The sequence below is a fragment of the Sphingomonas panni genome (assembly GCF_022664435.1).
GTDB lineage: Bacteria > Pseudomonadota > Alphaproteobacteria > Sphingomonadales > Sphingomonadaceae > Sphingomonas > Sphingomonas panni.
The window spans coordinates 84,392-103,532 of record NZ_JAKREU010000008.1 but is presented as its reverse complement, the minus strand read 5'-3'; the positions used below and the strand labels follow the sequence as shown (position 1 = coordinate 103,532).

19 protein-coding genes are annotated in these 19,141 nt (G+C 62.1%); 9 read left to right on the top strand and 10 right to left on the bottom strand.

Annotated elements, in window-relative coordinates:
• Positions 1-278: 278 nt before the first annotated feature.
• The gene (locus tag MF609_RS15490) at positions 279-2,765 is read left to right on the top strand and encodes a DEAD/DEAH box helicase (protein ID WP_184116618.1); all 2,487 of its coding nucleotides are present in this window, start codon (positions 279-281) and stop codon (positions 2,763-2,765) included.
• 454 nt (positions 2,766-3,219) lie between these two features.
• On the top strand, positions 3,220-3,639 hold the full coding sequence (locus MF609_RS15485) for a hypothetical protein (protein ID WP_242417104.1): 420 nt from the start codon (positions 3,220-3,222) through the stop codon (positions 3,637-3,639).
• Between the two features lie 49 nt (positions 3,640-3,688).
• On the opposite strand, the gene MF609_RS15480 is transcribed toward MF609_RS15485, so the two are convergent.
• Both MF609_RS15480 and MF609_RS15475 read right to left on the bottom strand, forming a co-directional pair.
• The gene (locus tag MF609_RS15480; protein ID WP_082731335.1) at positions 3,689-4,312 is read right to left on the bottom strand and encodes an SOS response-associated peptidase; all 624 of its coding nucleotides are present in this window, start codon (positions 4,310-4,312) and stop codon (positions 3,689-3,691) included.
• A 45-nt stretch (positions 4,313-4,357) separates the two neighbouring features.
• Positions 4,358-4,627, bottom strand: coding sequence for an HU family DNA-binding protein (locus MF609_RS15475; RefSeq protein ID WP_066773491.1), 270 nt, complete (start codon positions 4,625-4,627; stop codon positions 4,358-4,360).
• A 41-nt stretch (positions 4,628-4,668) separates the two neighbouring features.
• Here MF609_RS15475 and MF609_RS15470 point away from each other — a divergent pair, with 41 nt between their 5' ends.
• Positions 4,669-4,845 carry a hypothetical protein gene (locus MF609_RS15470; RefSeq protein WP_156442302.1) on the top strand — a complete coding sequence of 59 codons (177 nt, stop codon included), beginning with the start codon at positions 4,669-4,671 and terminating at the stop codon, positions 4,843-4,845.
• On the opposite strand, the gene MF609_RS15465 is transcribed toward MF609_RS15470, so the two are convergent.
• Positions 4,842-5,369, bottom strand: coding sequence for a hypothetical protein (locus tag MF609_RS15465; protein ID WP_242417103.1), 528 nt, complete (start codon positions 5,367-5,369; stop codon positions 4,842-4,844). The genes MF609_RS15470 and MF609_RS15465 overlap by 4 nt on opposite strands.
• An 86-nt stretch (positions 5,370-5,455) precedes the next feature.
• Here MF609_RS15465 and MF609_RS15460 point away from each other — a divergent pair, with 86 nt between their 5' ends.
• The 4 genes from MF609_RS15460 to MF609_RS15445 are packed head-to-tail and all read left to right on the top strand — an operon-like array spanning position 5,456 to position 11,476.
• On the top strand, positions 5,456-6,217 hold the full coding sequence (locus MF609_RS15460; protein ID WP_183937299.1) for an ImuA family protein: 762 nt from the start codon (positions 5,456-5,458) through the stop codon (positions 6,215-6,217).
• Positions 6,132-7,925: a DNA polymerase Y family protein gene (locus MF609_RS15455; RefSeq protein WP_242417102.1), complete on the top strand. Its 1,794-nt coding sequence runs from the start codon at positions 6,132-6,134 to the stop codon at positions 7,923-7,925. The genes MF609_RS15460 and MF609_RS15455 overlap by 86 nt, the downstream gene beginning before the upstream one ends.
• On the top strand, positions 7,922-11,185 hold the full coding sequence (locus tag MF609_RS15450) for an error-prone DNA polymerase (RefSeq protein WP_066773501.1): 3,264 nt from the start codon (positions 7,922-7,924) through the stop codon (positions 11,183-11,185). Before MF609_RS15455 ends, MF609_RS15450 begins: the two co-directional genes overlap by 4 nt.
• A gap of 3 nt (positions 11,186-11,188) precedes the next feature.
• Complete coding sequence (locus tag MF609_RS15445) at positions 11,189-11,476, top strand: hypothetical protein (protein WP_058745473.1); 288 nt, start codon at positions 11,189-11,191, stop codon at positions 11,474-11,476.
• 240 nt (positions 11,477-11,716) lie between these two features.
• Here MF609_RS15445 and MF609_RS15440 read toward each other — a convergent pair whose 3' ends face one another.
• Positions 11,717-11,923 carry a helix-hairpin-helix domain-containing protein gene (locus tag MF609_RS15440; RefSeq protein WP_066773553.1) on the bottom strand — a complete coding sequence of 69 codons (207 nt, stop codon included), beginning with the start codon at positions 11,921-11,923 and terminating at the stop codon, positions 11,717-11,719.
• 85 nt (positions 11,924-12,008) lie between these two features.
• Between MF609_RS15440 and MF609_RS15435 the strand changes: the two genes are divergently transcribed.
• Positions 12,009-12,272, top strand: coding sequence for a hypothetical protein (locus MF609_RS15435; RefSeq protein ID WP_066773505.1), 264 nt, complete (start codon positions 12,009-12,011; stop codon positions 12,270-12,272).
• Here the strand turns inward: MF609_RS15435 and MF609_RS15430 are convergent.
• Together MF609_RS15430 and MF609_RS15425 are read right to left on the bottom strand one after the other, a co-directional pair.
• On the bottom strand, positions 12,269-12,466 hold the full coding sequence (locus MF609_RS15430) for a helix-turn-helix transcriptional regulator (RefSeq protein WP_082731336.1): 198 nt from the start codon (positions 12,464-12,466) through the stop codon (positions 12,269-12,271). The genes MF609_RS15435 and MF609_RS15430 overlap by 4 nt on opposite strands.
• Before the next feature lie 491 nt (positions 12,467-12,957).
• The gene (locus MF609_RS15425) at positions 12,958-13,125 is read right to left on the bottom strand and encodes a hypothetical protein (protein WP_242417101.1); all 168 of its coding nucleotides are present in this window, start codon (positions 13,123-13,125) and stop codon (positions 12,958-12,960) included.
• A gap of 199 nt (positions 13,126-13,324) precedes the next feature.
• Between MF609_RS15425 and MF609_RS15420 the strand changes: the two genes are divergently transcribed.
• Positions 13,325-13,516: a hypothetical protein gene (locus MF609_RS15420; RefSeq protein ID WP_156442303.1), complete on the top strand. Its 192-nt coding sequence runs from the start codon at positions 13,325-13,327 to the stop codon at positions 13,514-13,516.
• A gap of 3 nt (positions 13,517-13,519) precedes the next feature.
• On the opposite strand, the gene MF609_RS15415 is transcribed toward MF609_RS15420, so the two are convergent.
• The 4 genes from MF609_RS15415 to MF609_RS15400 form a co-directional block, all read right to left on the bottom strand.
• Entirely contained in the window at positions 13,520-16,375 is a 2,856-nt protein-coding gene (locus tag MF609_RS15415; RefSeq protein WP_066773513.1) for a conjugal transfer protein TraG N-terminal domain-containing protein, read from the bottom strand.
• Between the two features lie 11 nt (positions 16,376-16,386).
• Positions 16,387-17,769, bottom strand: coding sequence for a conjugal transfer protein TraH (locus tag MF609_RS15410; RefSeq protein ID WP_066773556.1), 1,383 nt, complete (start codon positions 17,767-17,769; stop codon positions 16,387-16,389).
• 92 nt (positions 17,770-17,861) lie between these two features.
• Positions 17,862-18,776, bottom strand: coding sequence for a conjugal transfer protein TraF (locus MF609_RS15405; protein WP_231728705.1), 915 nt, complete (start codon positions 18,774-18,776; stop codon positions 17,862-17,864).
• A complete protein-coding gene (locus tag MF609_RS15400) occupies positions 18,757-19,107 on the bottom strand; it encodes a hypothetical protein (protein ID WP_066708155.1) in 351 nt (116 codons plus the stop codon). The genes MF609_RS15405 and MF609_RS15400 overlap by 20 nt, the downstream gene beginning before the upstream one ends.
• Positions 19,108-19,141: the final 34 nt, after the last annotated feature.

Sequence of the window (19,141 nt, the reverse complement as noted above, 5' to 3'; positions counted from 1 at the left end):
ACATAAGGCAGAGCTTCAATCCTCAAAGGAGCTCTGCGGTGCCGTTTGGTAGGGTGCCCTTTGGTCCTCCTTGGTTAGGACTTCAGGCGGACCAAAGGGCCAACCCGAGCCAAATTTATGACGTCCAATTTTGGCGGAAATCGGACCGGCCAGAGTAGGAACGCAGAGGGTATACCCATACCAGACCGCACACATTGAAGCCAGGCAGAGACATTTACCCATTGCAGGGCAGGCGTAATCAATGCGAGTCCTCTACTCTAATCGGAAGAGGGTGCCTTATGGATATCGACTTTGATGCGCTGCTGGATGACGACGAGGTCGCACCTATTAACCCGCGTGAGATATTCCAGACCCTCGACAAACATAAGGATTTCGATTTTCTTCGGGATGTTCAACGGGACGTACTCGACGGGTGGTTCTCCCGGAGAACGTCTAAAGACACTGTCATCAAGCTTAATGTAGGATCCGGAAAGACGACCGTCGGACTGCTCGCTCTGCAAAGCTCGATTAATGAGGGAATTTATCCGGCCGTATTTGTATGCGCGGATAACCTTCTAGTCGACCAAGTAGTATGGGAGGCAGATCGCTTGGGTATCGCCGTTTCTACGGCCACCCGGGACCCTGATGTCAAAGCCGGCTCTAAGATCCTCGTTACAAGCATCTATCACGTCTTTAATGGCATGTCAGTGTTTGGCGTCGCCAAAGAGGGCGAGAAGATCCCCATAGGCGCCATCGTCGTGGACGATGCACATGCATGCCTGCGCACTCTTGAGCGGCAATTCCGGCTAACGATCCCGTCCAGCCATCCCGTTTACGAATGGGCTCTCAACAGGTTCGAGGAGGCAATCAACCAACAAAGCCCACGCAGCCTCAAACGGATTAAAGCTAACGATCACAGCGATTACGTTGAGGTGCCCTACTGGGCGCTCAAAGATGCTGCAGATGAACTACTGACAGAGTTAGTCAACGCCGAGAGCGAAAAGCCCTTCAAATACGTCGTCCCATTCCTTGGCGAAGGCCTCGCGCTCTGCCGGGTGATAATAGGCGGCCAAGAGATGGAGATTTCTGCCGTCTATCCCTGGGCAGACCTGGTCAACCCCTTTAGGCGTGCCAAACGGCGCATCTACATGACCGCGACGCTCTCTGATGACACTATCCTAGCCACTCACTTTGGAGCAGACCCTGACGTTCTGGAGGTGGCGGTAACCACGCCTTCCGCGACAATGGGCGAGCGGATGATTTTGATGCCGCAACAGCTCAACAAGGACATAACGTTCAACGACGTCAGCGGTATGTTGAAGGAGCTTTCAAAGGAGCATAACGTCGTCGTTATTGTTCCATCGAAAGCAGCTTCTGAGGAATGGGCTAACCACGCCGACCAAATATTGATGGGCGATGATGTTGCTGACGGTGTCGCGAAGCTCAGGCAATCGCACGTCGGTATGACGGTGCTTGTGAACAGATATGACGGCATCGATCTCCCGGACGACGCGTGCCGCGTTCTCGCTATTGTAGGTCTGCCAGAGGCTGCATCGCTGGTAGAACGCGCGGACATGACAGTGCTGAGCGCGTCCGGTGTCACTCTGCACCGGCAGGTGCAGCGGATAGAGCAAGGCATGGGTCGTGGCGTGAGATCAATTGACGACTTTTGCGCCGTCATCCTGTTCGGCTCGAAGTTGACGGAGAGGCTTCTTTCTGCGGACGGAAAGGCGATGCTTACCGCCGCGACGAGTGCGCAGCTCGACCTTTCTCTAAAACTCGCGAAACAGGTCGAGAAGGCGGCGGGCGGGACAATCGATATCGGAAAGGTCGCTCAAGTCGTCGACCACTGTCTGAGCAGGCACGACGGGTGGCGAAAATCAGCGCGGTCGGCACTGCTGAAAGCCGAGGGATCAAATGAATTGCGCTTTGACCGCACGCAGGTGACCCTGCGATCCGCAATCGACTTGGCTCGAGATGGCGATACGAGGGGAGCAGTCGCAACGCTGCAACCTGTGGTGACCTCAGCAACGGACGATGACAATAAGGCCTGGTTGATGAGCCGCCTTGCGCAGCTTACGCACTTTCACGATCGGGCAGAGGCGCAGAAAATAACCAAGGCGGCCTACGCTTTGAACCGGAGCGTAACCCGCCCACTCGAAGCGCTTAGCTATGAACGCCTCTCAACAGTGAACGAAGCTCAGGCTGTGTCTGCAATACGTTACCTGCGGACCCGCCGTCTTGAGCATCAGGATCGGATCTTTTTCGCGACGGACGTCAAGGAGGATCTTGCCTTTAAGCGCGTGCCTTACAAACGTTTTGAGGAGGCTGTGCGTCAGCTTGGTCTAGCAATCGGGATGCTCTCGCAGCGGCCAGAGGAGGACTATCAGGAAGGTCCGGATAATCTCTGGCGGCTACCAGGGAGGGAGTTTCTGGTCATAGAATGCAAAAATGAGGCTGGATCCGAGGAAGGCATAAAAAAGCGCGACCTCGGCCAACTCGGCCAATCAATCGAGTGGTTCAAAGACCGATATGGGGATACCGAGCCATTTATCCCGATTATCATTCATCCACTCTCGTATGTAGGGCCGCAGGCCACTGCTATACCGGATTGCCGGGTCATAGATGGGCACCGGCTTCGGCTACTTAGAGATAGCTTTTTGGACTTCGTTAAAGCGGCGAATGAGGAGGTTCTTGGAGACCCCGCGGCCGTACATCAACAACTCGCCACACATAACCTGACAGCAGATCGCTTTATAGACGCGTTTACCGTACCACTTGCATAGGCGTAAATCGATGAGGCGGAGTGTCTGTAGCCCCGCCTAGAACCGATATGACGTTTCGGAGTTAGGGCTGGAAGTGCCTATTTTAGCAGACGGTCAGCACGGTAATTTAAGGCAGCGCTTCCTCGGTCGCGCTGTAAAGGTCCTGCGCCTTTCGCTTCCAGTCGTCACACTGCTAATACCTCCCTATATATTATTTGTGGGAGAATCATCCCAGCTTTCGTTGTTCAATGAGTTTGGCCTGCCATCCGGCTTGCAGGACCAGACTGCGGCTGGCGATTTCATAGCCGGAATAGTCGCTATCCTGAACGCCTCCGCGACAGCGATCTTTCTGGCGGTTACCTTGATATGCATATTAGGCGGCGCTGTAAGCATGACCTGCCTAGCGATCATCGATAGAATACGATGGATCGATCGGAAGGTTGGTCATCGCGTAAGGGCGGTCAGCCGAGCAGGCATGAACGGTATGAAGGCAGCAGGCTGCTTTGGACCTATTATAATTGGGTCCGGCCCCTTTGTTGCCATGATCGTCTTCGGTATCCTGTACGGTCTTTTCTTTGCATCAGGTACAGTCCTCTCGGTTGGTTACGAAGAGGGCATGCGGCTCGCGAAGGAAGCAAAATCGAGTGCCTTGATTTGCGCTGGCCTAAAGAGACCAGCGGCGAATGGCGGCAGAACAGATTGCGTATCAATTATTACGAGCGGCGGATCGAGGATTTCTGGTTATCCAATGCCGACGGATCAGCAAATCATTGTCATAGATCAATCGGGGAATGCCAATTGGGTGAAGAGCGACGACGGCCTCACTGTGATGAAGACCACTATTCAACATCCGCATCCGCAGCCTACCAAGCCGAAGCCTCATAAATCCCCATAACGGTGCCGCATAAAAGGCAAAGTCGGCGCGGCCGCTTGCAAGTGCAGCGCTATTCTAAGCGCATGAGTTGCGCCGGATACGGAGATACAAGTGGCTCTAACTCGTTCCAGGGGCCAGTGAGCCATCGAGCATAATCGTCGTCATGCAGAATGACAGGCATTGCCTTGGGGTGTATAGGCGAGACTAGGAAGTTGGGCTCAGTAGTAAGAAAACTATAAGCATTCCCGCGCTCCGTCGGTCTCCAAATTCCGGCAAAGGCGAAGACAGGTCGGCTGGGCACGTCGAACCAGTGCAGCGGCTTCTTGCCGTCCTCACCAGGCGCGAGTCCATATTCAGAGAACGACGTAACCGGCACGAGACAACGCCGAGCCGGGGTGGTCAGCATCGACCGCCAGAAGCTGGAACTGAGATTGCGCACGTTGGTCACGTACTTCGTCAGCTTTACCGTCGGATCACGCTTACTCGGCACCTGCGTCGGCACGCCCCACTCCATGCGCTCGAGCCTGCGATCGTCGCCATCCTGCACAACGACAGCGCCATAGAACGGCGTCTTCTTCCCCGTCGGGAAGATATCGCCAATTGGAAACGTCTCCTCCACCTCATAGGGGGTGCGGATGCCGAACGTCGCAGCCACCTCGGCCTGCTTCGCCGTTAATCGATACCGATTACACATCAGCGCCTCCTATCGGCGCCGGCGACGATCGCCGGCGCTTGTTCGTCAGAGCTTGTCCTTCAGACCCTTCGCGGCGGTAAACGACACCTTCTTCGACGCCGCGATCGTCATGGCTTCGCCGGTCGCCGGGTTGCGGCCCTGCCGCTCGGGCCGATCCTTGACGGCAAACTTGCCGAAACCAGGGATCGAGACTTCATCGCCCTTCGCTGCAGCGTCCGCGATCTGATCGAAAACCGCCGTGATCGCCTTCTTGGCGTCGGCTTCGCTCGATCCCGTCGACGTGGCGACGCCCTTGGCCAGCTCGCTGATGTTCATGCTATTCATGCTCCCTAGAAAAACGAGCGGAATCCTTACTCATGACGAGCGACGACACAAAGACCGTACTGGATGAGGCGAACGCCCGAGCGGTTGCGCTGATGCTCGACAAGCTCGAGGACCACGATGTTACCGTGATCTATGAGGCAGTCGGCGGGATAGGGCCGATCGCTGACATCGCGGCTGACGCCATGAAGAACCGAAACATTGACCTCTAACTTGCAGCGTGTCGCTCGCGGGTGATGCGCGGATCCTCATACAGGTCCCGCATCGCCCGCAGCCGAAACCCATTCCACCAGCGCTGCCAGCGGTGCTCGGCCGCATCGTGGATCATGTGGCAGCGTTGACAGAGCGCTCGCAGGTTAGCCGGGGCGCTGTTGCTCGGATCATGATCGAGGTGCGCGCATGCCAGCACGACATAGGTCGTCCGGACGCTCGCCAGCGTAAAGCCGCCCTTCATCGAAACCCGCTTGCCCTGGTCTGACCGCCAACACCTCGCATCGGCATCCCACCAGCGTCCATCGCCAAGGTGAGCGACCCGCCGAAGGTGCGGCCGACCGCATTGCTCGCAGCGCCTGCCGGCGCGGTCGAACCGGATCGTGCCTGACAGCTGCTGCCAGTCGATCGGGTAAAGCCAACGGTTTTCGGCGCGGATCGGCATCGCATTTCTATGAGTCACGCGACCAGCCTTGGAAAGCTGATTTTCGCCGTTTGTTTTCACACCGTTTTGCAGGTGTTCCACCGCGAAACGATGAACCGAGAGGATCGAGGCTTGACCAACAGAGCTCGGTAACGGAACATAAAGGGAACGAGTAGAGTCTAACCCTTATGCCCGCCGCCCTTGATTCATCAGCGCCGACCATAGCGCATCTTCGGACGATCGCCACACCCGCGACCGACTTCCGCATCATGCCTTTCGGTGTCGATGCGATCGACGGGCGGCTCGGGGCAGGGGGCCTTCGCGCGGGCGCGCTACACGAGGCGACGGCACAGAGTGCCACGATGGTCGACGACGCGGCGACGACCCTCTTCCTCGCCAGCATCGCCGCGCGCGAAGCTGCTGCGACAGGCGGGCCGGTGTTGTGGGCGAGCTGCCGCGCTGACCTGTATGCGCCGGCGCTGGAGCAGATCGGCTTACCCAGCGCAGCCGTGATCCATGCCCAACCGCGCGATGACGCGGCCCTTCTGGCGGTGATCGAGGATACGGTGCGCGACGGTACACCGTCTGCCATCGTCGCGGAGGCGAGCAAAGTCTCCATGGTCGCCACCCGCCGCCTGCAGTTGGTCGCGGCCGAGGCTGACATGCCGGTCCTGCTTTTGCGCCGTCGACGCGGACTCAACGAGGATCCGCTTGCCGAACCATCCGCGGCCTGGACCCGCTGGCGGATCGGCACCACACCGTCCGAGCGGCTTGAGGTCGCGGGTGTAGGAAGGGCGAGATGGACGGTGGAATGCGCTCGCCAGCGTGGTGGTGAGGGCTTCTCCCTGATTGTGGAGGGCAGCGATGAGACGGGTCGTCTCGCTGTTCCTGCCGGACTTGGCCATCGAGCGGCTGAGACGGTTGGAACGGTCCGCTTCGCGGCAGCCTGAACGGCTTGTCCTCGAGCTGCCGGTAGATGACGACCCCGGCGCCTGTTCGGTGCCGCGGGGCGGCGGTTGGCGGCCAGGTGCGCGGTGGGCACGCGAGGGCCTGCCGTCCCGCGTCGACGTCGAGACGCAGATCGCGGCGCTGCCAACACATGCGCAGCCGCCTATGCGCGAGCTCGGCCGGCGATCGGAGGCAGCAAGCCACCCCTATAAGACCGTGATCGCAGGGCATCCGGAGCCAAAAGCATCGCCGTTGGATATTAAAACCCATGGCTTTCCACCTCTGGCGCTTATCGGGAAGGCTGGCCGGCGCGAGGAGGTGGTTGCTGCCTGCGAAGGCGCACGGGCGCTTGGCATCCATCCCGGTATGGCTGCGACCCATGCGCGCGCGCTCGTATCGGATCTCGATTTCCGTCCGGCCGAGCCGGAGGCTGATGCTGCACTCCTCGACCGCTTGGCGCTGTTCGCGGTTCGGCGCTGGTCTCCGATTGCTGCTGTCACGCCCGCCGATGGGCTCTGGATCGACCTTGCTGGCTGCGCGCATCTGCATGGTGGTGAGGAGCGGTTCTGCAGGCGGCTGATCGCCTTCTGCCGTCGTGCCGGCTTTACCGCACGCGTGGCCGTCGCTGATACGGCAGGGGCGGCCCATGCCCTCGCTCGCTTCGGCCGCAGCGAGCTGACCCGCGTCGAGCCGGGTGCAACCGCCAGTGCGATCTCGCCGCTGCCGATCGTCGCATTGCGCCTGGCGCCGAGCGCCATCAGCGCGGCCAAACGCTTCGGCTTCGAGACGATAGCGGATCTGCTGCCGGTCGCGCGCGGACCGCTGGCGCGTCGGCTCGGCCTGCCGGCGATCACGCGTCTGGACCAGGCGCTCGGCGCCGTGGCCGAGCCAATCACCCCGCGCGAGGATGCCGAAGTTCCGATCGTCGAACGTCGCCTCCTTGAGCCGATCGGCACAGCTGAGGCGATCGAACAGGTTATGGGCGACCTGCTGAACGATCTAGCGCAGGTCCTGGAGGCGCGAGGCTTGGGCGCACGGGCACTCCGCCTCACGGCCGTGCGCGTCGACGGCACGGAACAGGTCGTGGGTGTCGGCACGTCGCGGCCGACGCGCGAGGTATCGCACCTTCTCAGGCTCCTGAAGCTCAGGATCGAGCGGATCGACCCTGGCATGGGTCTCGAGCAATTCTGGCTGGTCGCGCCGCATACCGAACCGTTGGATGCGGTCGACCTTGGCGCGGTCCTCGCCGGCGAGACGCTGGTGCGGGACCCGGCGCGCCTCGTCGACGTCATCGCCGGCAGGATTGGAGGCTATGCCGTCTACCGGCTTGCGCCCGTCGAAAGCCATGTGCCGGAGCGGGCCGTCACCCGCTCCGACCCGGTGGAGATGCCAGGATCATGGCCGGCATGGAAGCGCCCGATCCGCCTCTTTGCCCGGCCTGAACCGCTGGCGCGCGTGATGGCGCTGATGCCGGACCAGCCACCGCGTCGGTTCGAGTGGCGGGGCAAGACCTACAAGATCGTTGCCGGCGACGGCCCCGAGCGCGTGCACGGCGAGTGGTGGCGCCGCGATGCCGAGGTGTGGGCGGTGCGGGACTATTACCGTGTCGAGGACGATGCGGGCGGCCGCTACTGGGTCTTCCGCCGCGGTGACGGTTTCGAGGAAGATACGGGCGACCTGTCCTGGTGGATGCACGGGGTCTTCGGATGACCCACTATGTCGAGCTACAGGTGCTCACCCATTTTTCGCTCCTGCGCGGCGCGTCGTCGCCGGAGGAGCTGTTCGCGGCCGCGGCGCTGCTCGGCTACCCGGCGATCGGCGTCAGCGACATCGGCACCGTTGGGGGTGTCGTACGGGCATGGGAGGCGCAGAAAGCCACAGGCGTCCGCTCGATCGCGGGCACGCGCGTCGATCTGTCCTGCGGCCGGCGCCTGCTGCTCTATCCGACCGACCGGCCCGCCTGGTCGAGGATCACGCGGCTGCTCACCGTCGGCAAGAAGCGGGCGGGCAAGGGCGGGTGCCTCCTCCACTGGCACGACCTCGAGCCGTGGTCCGAGGGTGTTGTCGCCATCCTGCTGCCGCACGAGGCGGACGAGGAGAACGTCGCCGCGCTGAAGGACCTGAAGGCTATCTACGGGCGTCGCGGCTATATGGCCCTGTTCCAGCGGCGTCGGCCGGGGGACGCGGTCCGCATCGATGCGCTGGCGCGACAGGCGGGCGGGGCAGGCGTCCGTGCCGTCGTGACAGGCGACGTCCTCTATCATGCGCCCGAGGCACGACTGCTGCAGGACGTCGTGACTGCAGTGCGCGAGAAATGCACCGTCGACGAGCTCGGCTATCGCCGGGAGGTGAACGCGGACCGGGCGCTCAAGTCGCCAGACGAGATGGTCCGGCGATTCCGCGCCTATCCGGACGCGCTACAGGCCAGCGTCGACATTGCGCGCATCTGCACTTTCGACCTTGGCGAGCTGGCCTATCAGTACCCGCACGAGCGCCTGATCGAAGGGCTGTCAGCGCAAGAAGCCTTGGAGAAGCTGGCGACCGAAGCGGTCGAGCGGATGTTCGACGGCAACGTGCCGGAGGCCTACACGACGCAGATCGCGCATGAGATGCGGCTGATCGGCGAGCTAGGCTACGCACCGTACTTCCTCACCGTGTACGCCATCGTGCGCGAGGCGCGTCGGCGCGGGATCCTCTGCCAAGGCCGCGGCTCGGCCGCAAACAGCTGCGTGTGCTTCGTGCTCGGCGTCACCTCGATCGATCCGATCAAGCATGAGCTGCTGTTCGAGCGCTTCGTGTCGGGGGAGCGCCGCGAACCGCCCGACATCGACGTCGACTTCGAGCATGAGCGCCGCGAGGAGATCATCCAGTGGATCTATGAGACATACGGTCGCAACCACTCCGCGCTGACGGCGGTCGTGACGCGATACCGCGCGCGCGGCGCGGTGCGCGACGTCGGCAAGGCGCTTGGGCTGCCTGAGGACCTGACCTCCTCGCTCGCCGGCCTTGTGTGGGGCTGGTCGGCCGAAGGCGTCGGCGAGAAGCAGGTCGACGAGCTCAACCTCGACATCGCCGATCGCCGGCTGCGCCTGACGCTCGACCTCGCGCGCAAGCTGATCGGCGTGCCGCGTCACATGTCGCAGCACCCGGGCGGCTTCGTGCTGACCCATGATCGCCTTGACGACCTAGTGCCGATCGAGCCCGCTGCGATGGAGGATCGGCAGATCATCGAGTGGGACAAGGACGACATCGACTCCCTCAAGTTCATGAAGGTCGACGTCCTCGGCCTCGGCATGCTCGGCTGCATGAACCGGGCCTTCAACCTACTCGAACAGGACAAAGGCATTCGGGTTGGATTGGCCGACCTGCAGGACGATGACCCGGCCGTCTACGCCATGATCCAGAAGGCTGACACGCTCGGCACCTTCCAGATCGAGAGCCGCGCGCAGATGAGCATGCTGCCGCGCATGAAACCGCGCCGCTTCTATGACCTCGTGATCCAGGTCGCGATCGTGCGGCCGGGGCCGATCCAGGGTGACATGGTCCACCCGTACCTTCGCCGGCGTGAGGGGCTGGAACGGCCGGAGTACCCGCGCCCGGAGCTGCGCGCGGTGTTGGAAAAGACCCTCGGCGTTCCCCTGTTTCAGGAGCAAGCCATGAAGGTCGCCATCGTCGGCGCGGGCTTCACGCCGGCCGAGGCGGACCAGCTGCGCCGCGCCATGGCCACCTTCAAATTCACCGGCGGGGTCAGCCATTTCAGCGAGAAGCTGATCGAGGGCATGGTCGCACGCGGCTATCCCCGCGACTTCGCGGAGCGCACCTTCCGCCAGCTTGAGGGCTTCGGCTCCTACGGCTTCCCCGAGAGCCACGCCGCCAGCTTCGCCAAGATCTCCTATGCGAGCAGCTGGATGAAACACCATCATCCGGACGTGTTCTGCGCCGCGCTGATGAACGCGCAGCCCATGGGCTTCTACGCGCCCGCACAGATCGTCCGCGACGCGCGCGAGCACGGGGTCGAGGTGCGGCCACCTTGCGTCAATGCGAGCCGGTGGGATTGCACCCTCGAGCGAACAGGCGGGCGTTATTTGGCGGTGCGGCTTGGCCTGCGAGTAATCCGCGGCCTATCGAACGCTGACGGAGCGAAAATCGTCTCGGCGCGCAGCACCACCGCATATGACTGCGTCGAGGACGTGTGGCGCCGATCCGGCGCGCAGCGTGCCGCGATCGAGAAGCTGGCGGACGGCGATGCCTTTCACAGCTTCGGTGCCGATCGCCGGCAGGGTCTATGGAAGGTGAGGGGGCTCGGCGAGGCTCCGCTGCCGCTCTTTGCCGCGGCTGACCGCGCGGCCGAGACACTGAGCGCGGAAGGCATTGAGCCAGAGGTGCAGCTGCGGGCGCTGACTGATGGCCGTGAGGTGATCGAGGATTATCGCAACCTGCAATTGTCGCTCCGTGCTCATCCGCTGACGTTCGTGCGTGACGAGCTGACACGTCGCGGCGTGACGCGCTGCGCGGATCTCGCCAGCGTCCGCGACGGCCGCCATGTCGAAGTCGCGGGCATCATCCTTGTGCGTCAGAAGCCCGGTTCCGCGAAGGGTGTGCTGTTCATAACGATCGAGGACGAGACCGGAATCGCCAACGGCATACTTTGGCCCGACCGCTTCGAGGCGCAGCGCCGAACCGTAATGTCGGCCTCCATGGTCGGTCTAAAGGGGCGCGTGCAGAAGGAAGGCGAGGTGATCCACGTCATCTGCGACCGGATCGTCGACCATGGCGACCTGCTCCACCGTGTCGGAGATATGTCCTTCCCGCACCGCACCGGGCGCGGCGATGCGGGCCAACATCCAGGCTCACCGGATCGCGGGGACAAGGGATGGCAGCCCGAGCCGCGCAACCAATACTGGCCGCCCCATGCGGACGGTAAGGATCCTGAGGAGGTCGCGCGCTTCAAATCGCACGACTTCCACTAATCCGTGTCGACGCTGCCTCGGCACCAGCGCGTGGTGATCGCGCTGTCGGTGCACATCCTGCGTGCCGGCGTGGCCAGGTGTTCGGAGACGACCGTCGACGGCATGGAAGTCCGTCTCGCGCTACGCTGTCTTCTACCCCACTGCCCTGAACGTTGGCCCCTCGAGCTCTATTGGGATGCAGCATCCCAGACGAACGAAATTGGCAGAGCCCAAGGCGTGACGGCCGCGTTTAACGGGATCGTTCGCCAGCTTCGCAAGGCGGGACGGTATGAGGACGTGTCACCGCTGTGAGCAAACGGCCGACGATCGAGGCACCGTACAAAACGCTCGGTGAATGGGCGGCCGATCGCGCCGACATGCGGATTGCATGCGTCTGCGGTCGGAGCATGAACATGCCGGCAGGCCAAATCCTCGAACGGTTTCATGGCGACGGCGACGTGGCATCCAAGGTCATTCGGTTGCGATGCCGAGGATGCGGTCGCCGCGGCCATGCTTCTGTATCGTCGGTGCCGATCCTGCGCCGCTAAGGCATCAGGCGTCGCCAACGGTCAGTGCAGACCTTCCGCCGTCGGCCTTTCCGGCCATGCCGGGCACCTCATCAAGCTGACGAAGATCGGTGAACTTGCCGCGCTCCTCACGGTAGCGCACAATCTCGAAACCATGGCCTTTGAGCTCGGGAACAGCATCCAGCTGCTCGGCCGTCGCAGTGTTTACGTTGACGAGAGATGCGTCGCTCATGGTCATCCTTTTCGTTTGCCGGTAGCAAACCGATAGGAGCCCCTCCCGGTTCAGACTGCCGCAGAACGGCGAGAAAGGGTGACCAATGGCCAACCATGACGCTCCGGAAGACACGAACGATATTCGGGCGCTGCTCGCCCATTTACTCGCTGGCGTCACTGGCAAGCCCGAAGCGCACTGGGAAAAGCTGATAGGCGAGGTGACGGCTTTGCCCATCGTATTCAATCCCCGGTCAAATTGGAGGATTGATCAGAGCGGCACGATGAAGGAGATCGACGCCATTGCGAAAGCCGCAGAGGTTGTGCGCCAGGCACATCCCTACGTCCCGTCACCGAAAACCTTGACCTAGTCGCCGAAGATTTCGGCAATCGGTCGACTGAAAAGGCGTGCAATCTGGAACGCGCTAGACAACGATGGATCGTGCTTCCCCGTTTCGATCGCGTTGACCGCTTGCCGTGAGATCTGAAGCCTTTCAGCGAGCTGTGCTTGGCTCCAACCACGCTCTTTGCGGAGGACCTTCAGCCTGTTGCAAAGACCCGCCACGGCTTAGAAGGTGACAACAACGGCTTGGCGGACGAGCCGCTGAGCGCTTGGTGAGGTTGACCGGGCACCTGGCGAGCGTTGTGTTGGTCGTGGCGCACTCACCATCTGAGCGACTGAGCTATAACTGACAGGGTGGATGCCGTCTTGTGTACGAAAGGCGTCCAGGTGCACGACCGTATCGCCGAAGGTCACGGCAACAGTCCTGACGATCGCTGAGGCAGCCGGGTTATACGGCGCGATCCAAACGACCCGGGACGCAGTGGTTCTACGCCGGATGACGTCCAGATTTCGAAGAAGCTTAGGGCTGCGCGGATCGTTCGAACCGAGAGCTATGACAACGAGGCTGGCAGACAACGTCTCAGGGGAGAACCGCAGCGCGTCACTGGAAGATGCGCCAACACGAGCGCGCGTCTCGCACTGAATGCCCGACATCGCCAACGCTGCGGCGGTGCCAACTGCGGTGCTGTCACCGAGGATCAGGCAGAATGGGATCATTTGTGACCCAGCAGGGCCAGTACGATAGCGAGCGACATGACGAACAGGGAAAGCCAGATGGCGATCTGCCCGTAGATGTGGAGTACCACACCTACCCAGGAGTGCCGCTTTCGAAGCAAGATGCCGCTGCCGACGGCGATGAAGAAGGCGATGGTCGTAGGCATCGTTATCGATGGTGATCTATTCAACGATGCCTCTGCCAACGGGAAGAGTCCGATCATCATAACCAGGAGCCAAGAAAACCCTAGCAGCGCACCGTCAAACACCTGTCGCGCTGACGGGTTTTCGTTATGAACTCCGGTGCGGCGAACGCCTTGATGGCCATTAACAAACGCTGTATCCTTGCGGCGGGAGCAATGTGCCATGGCCTACGACCTCACCCAGTACCTGATTACGCGAGACCAGAGCGGCTCTGGCGGCGTGATCGCGACGCCGGCGTCTGAAATCCCGGCTGTTGAAGCTCCGGCTGCGGATGCACCACGAAGCCATCAGCTTGCCTATTTGGCAGTCTACGGTGCATGTTTCGTCGGCCTCCTTCTTTGGTTCTGGAGTTAGGCTTCACTTCCTCAGCGAGGGGTCGACGAAGAAGCCCTTTCCAAGCTTTTCGTCGATCTCTGCCTTCACGGGCTGCGCAGCCATAACGGTAGAAGAGCGCTGCGCCGTAGCCAGACTACGCGCATCCTGCACCTTGCCCGACCCTGCCTCAATCGCCTCGGCCGCAGCGACGGGTGCGGCTGACTGCCCAGGGCCGCCAGCATCTATCAGGCCGCCGGGCTTATACATCTTCTCTATGGCTCCTGCGCCGGCCAGCGCCGGACCACTCAGCTCATGCGGGTCATTTAGATGGAGCTGGCCCTGTACCTCGTTGAACATACCTTCCTGACGTTCAGAAAGGAACTTCGCGATCAAGGTATCGCGCACCTGCCGGCGATGACCGGTCAGGCCAACTTCATGAAGCCCAGGCGCATCAAGCCCACCGGCTTTCTGGCTCTCGCGGGCGTACCAATCACCAAGCTCAGCACTGAGGTTGGTGCTCATCTGCATGCTATGCGTTTCGGCATAGCTGATATCTTGGGAGAGCTGCTGTGCCCTCTCACGCGACTGGCGCGCGCGCTCCTCGAACGAATGCGCCCGGGCAAGGGCCTCTTCGCGCGAAAGCGACGAACTGCGACTGGTGCTGCCGCGAGCGAACGTCCCGGAGCGGTTTGTGTCGGTATCGCCGATGCTTGCGCCGTTGGCGACAGTGGTGTCGTCGCGGACGCTCTGCGTCGTCGAATTGCGATCATCAGTGCCGCGAGATTGATCCGCGTTGTGACTGAGGCGGTCGCCTTGGATCCCGGTCTTGGAGACCTCTCCACCAATCGAGGGAAGAGCACCAACGGCACGACCGAGCAATCCGCCGCGGCCCGTCGTTGGAGTGTTGGCGCCTGCCCCTTCCGGAGCAGGACTGGAACGGCGACCGCCACCCCCGCCGATGCTGGCTCCGATCGTGCCACGAACAGTGTCGATTGTCTCAGCGCTACGATTGTTGCCGTCGGTAAGCCGCCTCGATTGCGTAATGGCGCTTTGATCCTCGAGGCCGGTAGATGTGCCCTGACTGTTACGGACGCTCCGGTCGACCGTCGCAGTATGCTGCGAGGTTGATCCCGTTTCCCAGCCTCGGATTTGCTCGGCAGAAACCCCGGTGGCCCAACGACCCGTCTGGCTATATGTCGTCAACGCCGCTGCAGAGGCCTCGTCACTTTCAGCAGATCGGTCATAGGCGCTCTTCGTGGTCTTCATATCCGAAAGGAAGCCCGCATTGAGGGTCGGCGTGCTCTCAAATCGACTAATTGCCCCGTTTGTATCAATTACGGAGTGGCCGTTGCCATAGCTGCTTGCGGTGGCACCATTGTCAAATCGGAAGCTCGAACCGGCAGCACCCGACGAAAACATGGGTGTGTCTTGCCAATTGTTGCTTTGACGCATGTTCGATGTCGAGTTGGCGAAGCTCGTGTTGCCATAAGAATAGTTGCCGGTCGTCTGCTCGGCCGCAGCCGCTTCAGCTGCGTTCTGAGCCGGGTTGAGGACCGATGTCGCCTGACCCGAGATACTCATCGCGCCCTTGGCGAGACCCGCCGCGAGGAAGGGCACACTCATCAGCATGAAGCCGGCGATCGTGGCCGTCTCGGCATTGACGGCGCCGATGCCCGCGAACGTGCCTAGCGACATACCTCCTTCCGCTGCGCCCTGGGCGGCACTGGTGGCGCGCGTCATGCAGATCATGTGGAGGATGACGTACAGCGGCCCCCAAGACGCGAGGTAGAAGAACCCGGTCAGATAGCCCTTGAGCGCCCCGACCCCCGTTTGAGGCATCAGGAAGAGCGGGAAAATCACCGGGAACATCGCGTAGAACACGACCGTGAGCACGATGTTGAGGATCGGAACCCAGCTCATCGCCTGTTGGGCGATCGAGTTGTACGTGTTGCGCGCCTGAATGTCCGCCCGCGTCGTGGCGAAGGTATCGATCGACGCCGCGCCCGGACCACCGGCCATCCCGTCGCGAGCCTGCATGAACGCGTTGATCGCCGTGTTCTGCCGCATCACGGCTTCGTAGTTGGCGCTCGAGGCGGTGAAGGCCTGATTGACGATCGGAACATCGGCACGAAGCTTAGCCGAGGCGACGGCGGTCGAGAGTTTGGGGAAGGCCTGCTTCGACCAGATCGGCGTGTGCGCCGCGATCATCGGCGTCCATTGCTCTGAGAGCAGGTTGTAGGCGTTGTTGCACGTGATGATGTCGCTTGTCACCGACGCACCGTTGCGGCTGACCCAAGGCTGCGACCGGGCGACCGAACCCGGCCCCATCGCGCTCCATAGGTCCTTCGCGTTCGCCAAGTCGGTCATCGACTTCTGACCGAGCATGATGTCGCCGAACACGCAGTTCTTGAAATGCGCCGACAGGTTGGTCGCAAACTCGGCGTCGCGGATCTCGAAATTGCGCGTCGCGTCGAAAAGGCGCGCGCCATAGACCATGCCGTTGGTTGAGTAGTTCAGCTGGCTTGGCATCGTGAAGACCGTCTCGGCCGTGCGGGTGAGCCAGTCACCGACCTGACTGGTGAAGCTCGCGATCACGCCCAGCCCGAGGGGCACGTTGGCAACGGCGGCAGGGGCCAGCGACGGGTTGATGCGGTCGGTCACCTTCACCGACACGGTAGGGACCATCAAGCACATGTAGATGAGCGTCGAGCCAATGAACCAGTTCATCCAGACGCGGACGTTCATCGTGAAGGCGACGCACAGAAGCGAATAGATCAGGCCGAGGACCATGACGACGCGAAGGAGCGAACGGTAGCCGCCCCCTCCCGTCCACGCTGCGACGGCGTTGAACGTGTTGACGATGTATTCGCCACCGCCGATCGTGAAGACCTCGACCATGCCGTTCGTCCTTAGTTGAGGCCCTGCGCGCTCAGCCCGCGCGAGAAATTGAGCGAAGCGGCCATCGCCGGCGACATGCTGTTCTGCAGGGTCGATTCCAGCATCACGGATTTGTTGATGAGGAAGATCGTCTGATTGAGCTTGTCGTTCAGCTTGAAGTCGCGCTGCGAGTAGCGGTCACGTGCCGACGCCAGCTGCTCGCGCCATGCCTTGCTGACGTCGACGTCACCCGACTGGACCTGGACCGATGACTGGCTGATCCGATCGAGCATGTTGTCGATCATCGCCGAGAGCATGTTCACAGCGACGATCTCGGCAAGAGCGTTCGTCTCACCGGGATTAAAGCTCTGGTGTGCCATCGCTTGGACCGCGAGCATTTTGTAGAGCGGGATCGTCGTCATATTGAGGAGCTGCTGCTCCCCAACGTCGAGCGCGCTGTCGGTGCGGATCTTCGAGTTGATCGAGTCGATCATGCCCTTGATCTTCGTGCGAAGTCCGGTCGCGATCTGAAGATTCTGTTCGGTGACCTTGAGGCACTTCAGCTGCTCGTCGCACTTCAGAAACTTGACCGGTTGCCCGCCCGTGCCCGTACCATCGAGAAGGGCGGTGACGACCGCCTCCTCGGCAGGCCCATGAAAGACCACAGCCGGGCCGCCGTCATCGCCACCCTTCGGGTTGACGATGATCGTGCCGACGAGGGTCATCAGGTATTCCGAGAACGCCTGATCGAAGGTGCCGAACTTATTGGACTTCTGGATTGCGTCCCAGGTGTAGTTGCGCGGCGTGCCGGCCGCATTCTCCGCCACCTTGGGATCGGTGTTGGCGTCGATCGTCGACTCCTGCTTATTTCCCGGTCCGCACTCCTGACGGGACCGCGCCCAGTCGGAGAAGATACCTTGGCTGTTGCCGATCGCTGCGCAGACGTTGGACCGCGCTCCGGCCATCTTCGGCCATAGGCCCCCCACCAGGCCCTGCGCTGCCTCGCACGACGAGATGTTCATCTGGTTCATCTGCTGCGCCTTGTTGGCCATGCCATCCATGACCTTGCCGATTTCGGGCGAGACGCTGTCGATCGCGAGCTGGAACGCGAAGCCGAGCGCGTTGTTCGCGGTCGCCTTCAGCATAGCGACCATCTCGGCGCCGTTGATGAACGAGAAGGAGCCGGTGAAGATGTCGATGCCGCCACACCCGGCGCGCACGCTCGGCATCTGGAGATTGAGCGGCTGCACGCTCTTTTGCGGGAAGCGGGTCCAGACATTGCCCATCGAATAGTATCCGGCGCTCTGGCCCTGATATGCGCTGGGGCCAGTGACATTGGCGGCGCCGCCCGCGTCCTGGAAGAAGCTATTCATCTGCCCGGCGACGTCGGCACGCGCGATGTCGACCGGGATCATGCTCGCGGCCCCGAGGCACGCGACGACCGCGGCGGACCGCCGCAGGAAGACGCGGAAGGGGGAGGGGCGGGGTTTGCAGGTGGTAGCGGTCATCAGAAATCCTGACCCGGCTTGGTGTTGGTGAGCATGAAGATCCGCTCCATGACCTCGTCGGCCGACATGACGCCGAAGCCGATGGGCACGGTCTTGCGGGTCACGGTGTCGAAGAGGACGAGCGCAGGCGTGGCCAGCGGCACGCCCATGCGCTCGCGCTGGCCGCTGTCGACCACGTAATTGGGGAAGGTTCGGCTCGGACCACCATCGGTTGAGACGGCCATCACGGTCATACGATGACTGTCGGCGACCGAGCGGAGGATCGGAGAGAAGACCTCGCACGCGGCGCAGCTCTGCGCGAAGAAGTAGAACATGCCGTACCGCTGGCCGATACGAGACAGCGCCTGATCGCGCGTTGCGCTGCGGTTATCGGTCCAGGCACGCTTGCCGACGGTGGAGACCGGTCGCTGCAGCGTGTAGTCGATGTCGGGGTTCTGCCAGAGCGCGCGCTGCCAGGTGTCGGAGAAGGTGGAGGCCCGATCCAACTGCTCGCGCTGATAGCGCACATAGGCAATGACGTTGGCCTCGGTCGGCTCGAGGATGGCGCGGTTCTTCAGCTCGTTGAGCTGCTTGGAGATCGCCTTCATCCGGTCCGTCGCCGATGCTTGAGCCTGCTGGGCAGGTTGCGGGGACTTGGGGGGGGTCTTCGGACGCTCGCAATAGAACCACTGCCCGAGGCGGCGCTGGCCGCAGTAGAAATCGTCACCCTGAACAGGCGTATCGACGTTTGCCTCGAGGACCTCAGGCTGCACCTGGTCCTCGCTCTCCGCGTCGTCGCCGGCATCGGCCATCGCCACTGATTGGAGATCGAGCGACTGCGCCCCCGCCGGCGCCGCGACCGGCGCGGCAGCTGCGAGGAGCATGAGAAGCGTGGCGGCGACGCGGCCGCGGCGGTTATCCCTGATCGTCATCATCGTCGTGCTCCCCGTCGAGCTCAATCATTGCGAGTTGAAGGACGTGCATCATCCGCGCGACGTCGAGCATCTTGGTGCCCTGATCGAGCATGCGGACGATCCCACGGAGGTGACTGCGGCCGTGCTTGCGGCCCTTGATCGTGGCGCGCATCCCGCTGTCGCGGCGCACGAGCCAACCGGCGTCGACCATGCGAGGAAACGATCGCTCGATCTCTCGCGGGTCGATCTGACAGTCGAACCAGTGCCCGACCGTCTGTGCGACCTCGCCGGCTGACGTGCCGCGCCCGGAGCGGTGGATCCGCAGGAAGATGGCGAGGTCGAGCACCGACATGTCGACGGCGCATGGTCCCCCCGGACCTTCCACA

What these genes read in the sequence shown, in the direction of transcription:
- MF609_RS15480 (WP_082731335.1), bottom strand. Translation starts at nt 4,312, where the DNA reads ATGTGTAATCGGTATCGATTAACGGCGAAGCAGGCCGAGGTGGCTGCG.
- MF609_RS15400 (WP_066708155.1), bottom strand. Translation starts at nt 19,107, where the DNA reads ATGTCGGTGCTCGACCTCGCCATCTTCCTGCGGATCCACCGCTCCGGG.
- MF609_RS15455 (WP_242417102.1), top strand. Translation starts at nt 6,132, where the DNA reads ATGAGACGGGTCGTCTCGCTGTTCCTGCCGGACTTGGCCATCGAGCGG.
- MF609_RS15440 (WP_066773553.1), bottom strand. Translation starts at nt 11,923, where the DNA reads ATGAGCGACGCATCTCTCGTCAACGTAAACACTGCGACGGCCGAGCAG.
- MF609_RS15410 (WP_066773556.1), bottom strand. Translation starts at nt 17,769, where the DNA reads ATGATCCCGGTCGACATCGCGCGTGCCGACGTCGCCGGGCAGATGAAT.
- MF609_RS15490 (WP_184116618.1), top strand. Translation starts at nt 279, where the DNA reads ATGGATATCGACTTTGATGCGCTGCTGGATGACGACGAGGTCGCACCT.
- MF609_RS15420 (WP_156442303.1), top strand. Translation starts at nt 13,325, where the DNA reads ATGGCCTACGACCTCACCCAGTACCTGATTACGCGAGACCAGAGCGGC.
- MF609_RS15415 (WP_066773513.1), bottom strand. Translation starts at nt 16,375, where the DNA reads ATGGTCGAGGTCTTCACGATCGGCGGTGGCGAATACATCGTCAACACG.
- MF609_RS15450 (WP_066773501.1), top strand. Translation starts at nt 7,922, where the DNA reads ATGACCCACTATGTCGAGCTACAGGTGCTCACCCATTTTTCGCTCCTG.
- MF609_RS15425 (WP_242417101.1), bottom strand. Translation starts at nt 13,125, where the DNA reads ATGCCTACGACCATCGCCTTCTTCATCGCCGTCGGCAGCGGCATCTTG.
- MF609_RS15460 (WP_183937299.1), top strand. Translation starts at nt 5,456, where the DNA reads ATGCCCGCCGCCCTTGATTCATCAGCGCCGACCATAGCGCATCTTCGG.
- MF609_RS15475 (WP_066773491.1), bottom strand. Translation starts at nt 4,627, where the DNA reads ATGAACATCAGCGAGCTGGCCAAGGGCGTCGCCACGTCGACGGGATCG.
- MF609_RS15470 (WP_156442302.1), top strand. Translation starts at nt 4,669, where the DNA reads ATGACGAGCGACGACACAAAGACCGTACTGGATGAGGCGAACGCCCGA.
- MF609_RS15405 (WP_231728705.1), bottom strand. Translation starts at nt 18,776, where the DNA reads ATGATGACGATCAGGGATAACCGCCGCGGCCGCGTCGCCGCCACGCTT.
- MF609_RS15485 (WP_242417104.1), top strand. Translation starts at nt 3,220, where the DNA reads ATGAACGGTATGAAGGCAGCAGGCTGCTTTGGACCTATTATAATTGGG.
- MF609_RS15435 (WP_066773505.1), top strand. Translation starts at nt 12,009, where the DNA reads ATGGCCAACCATGACGCTCCGGAAGACACGAACGATATTCGGGCGCTG.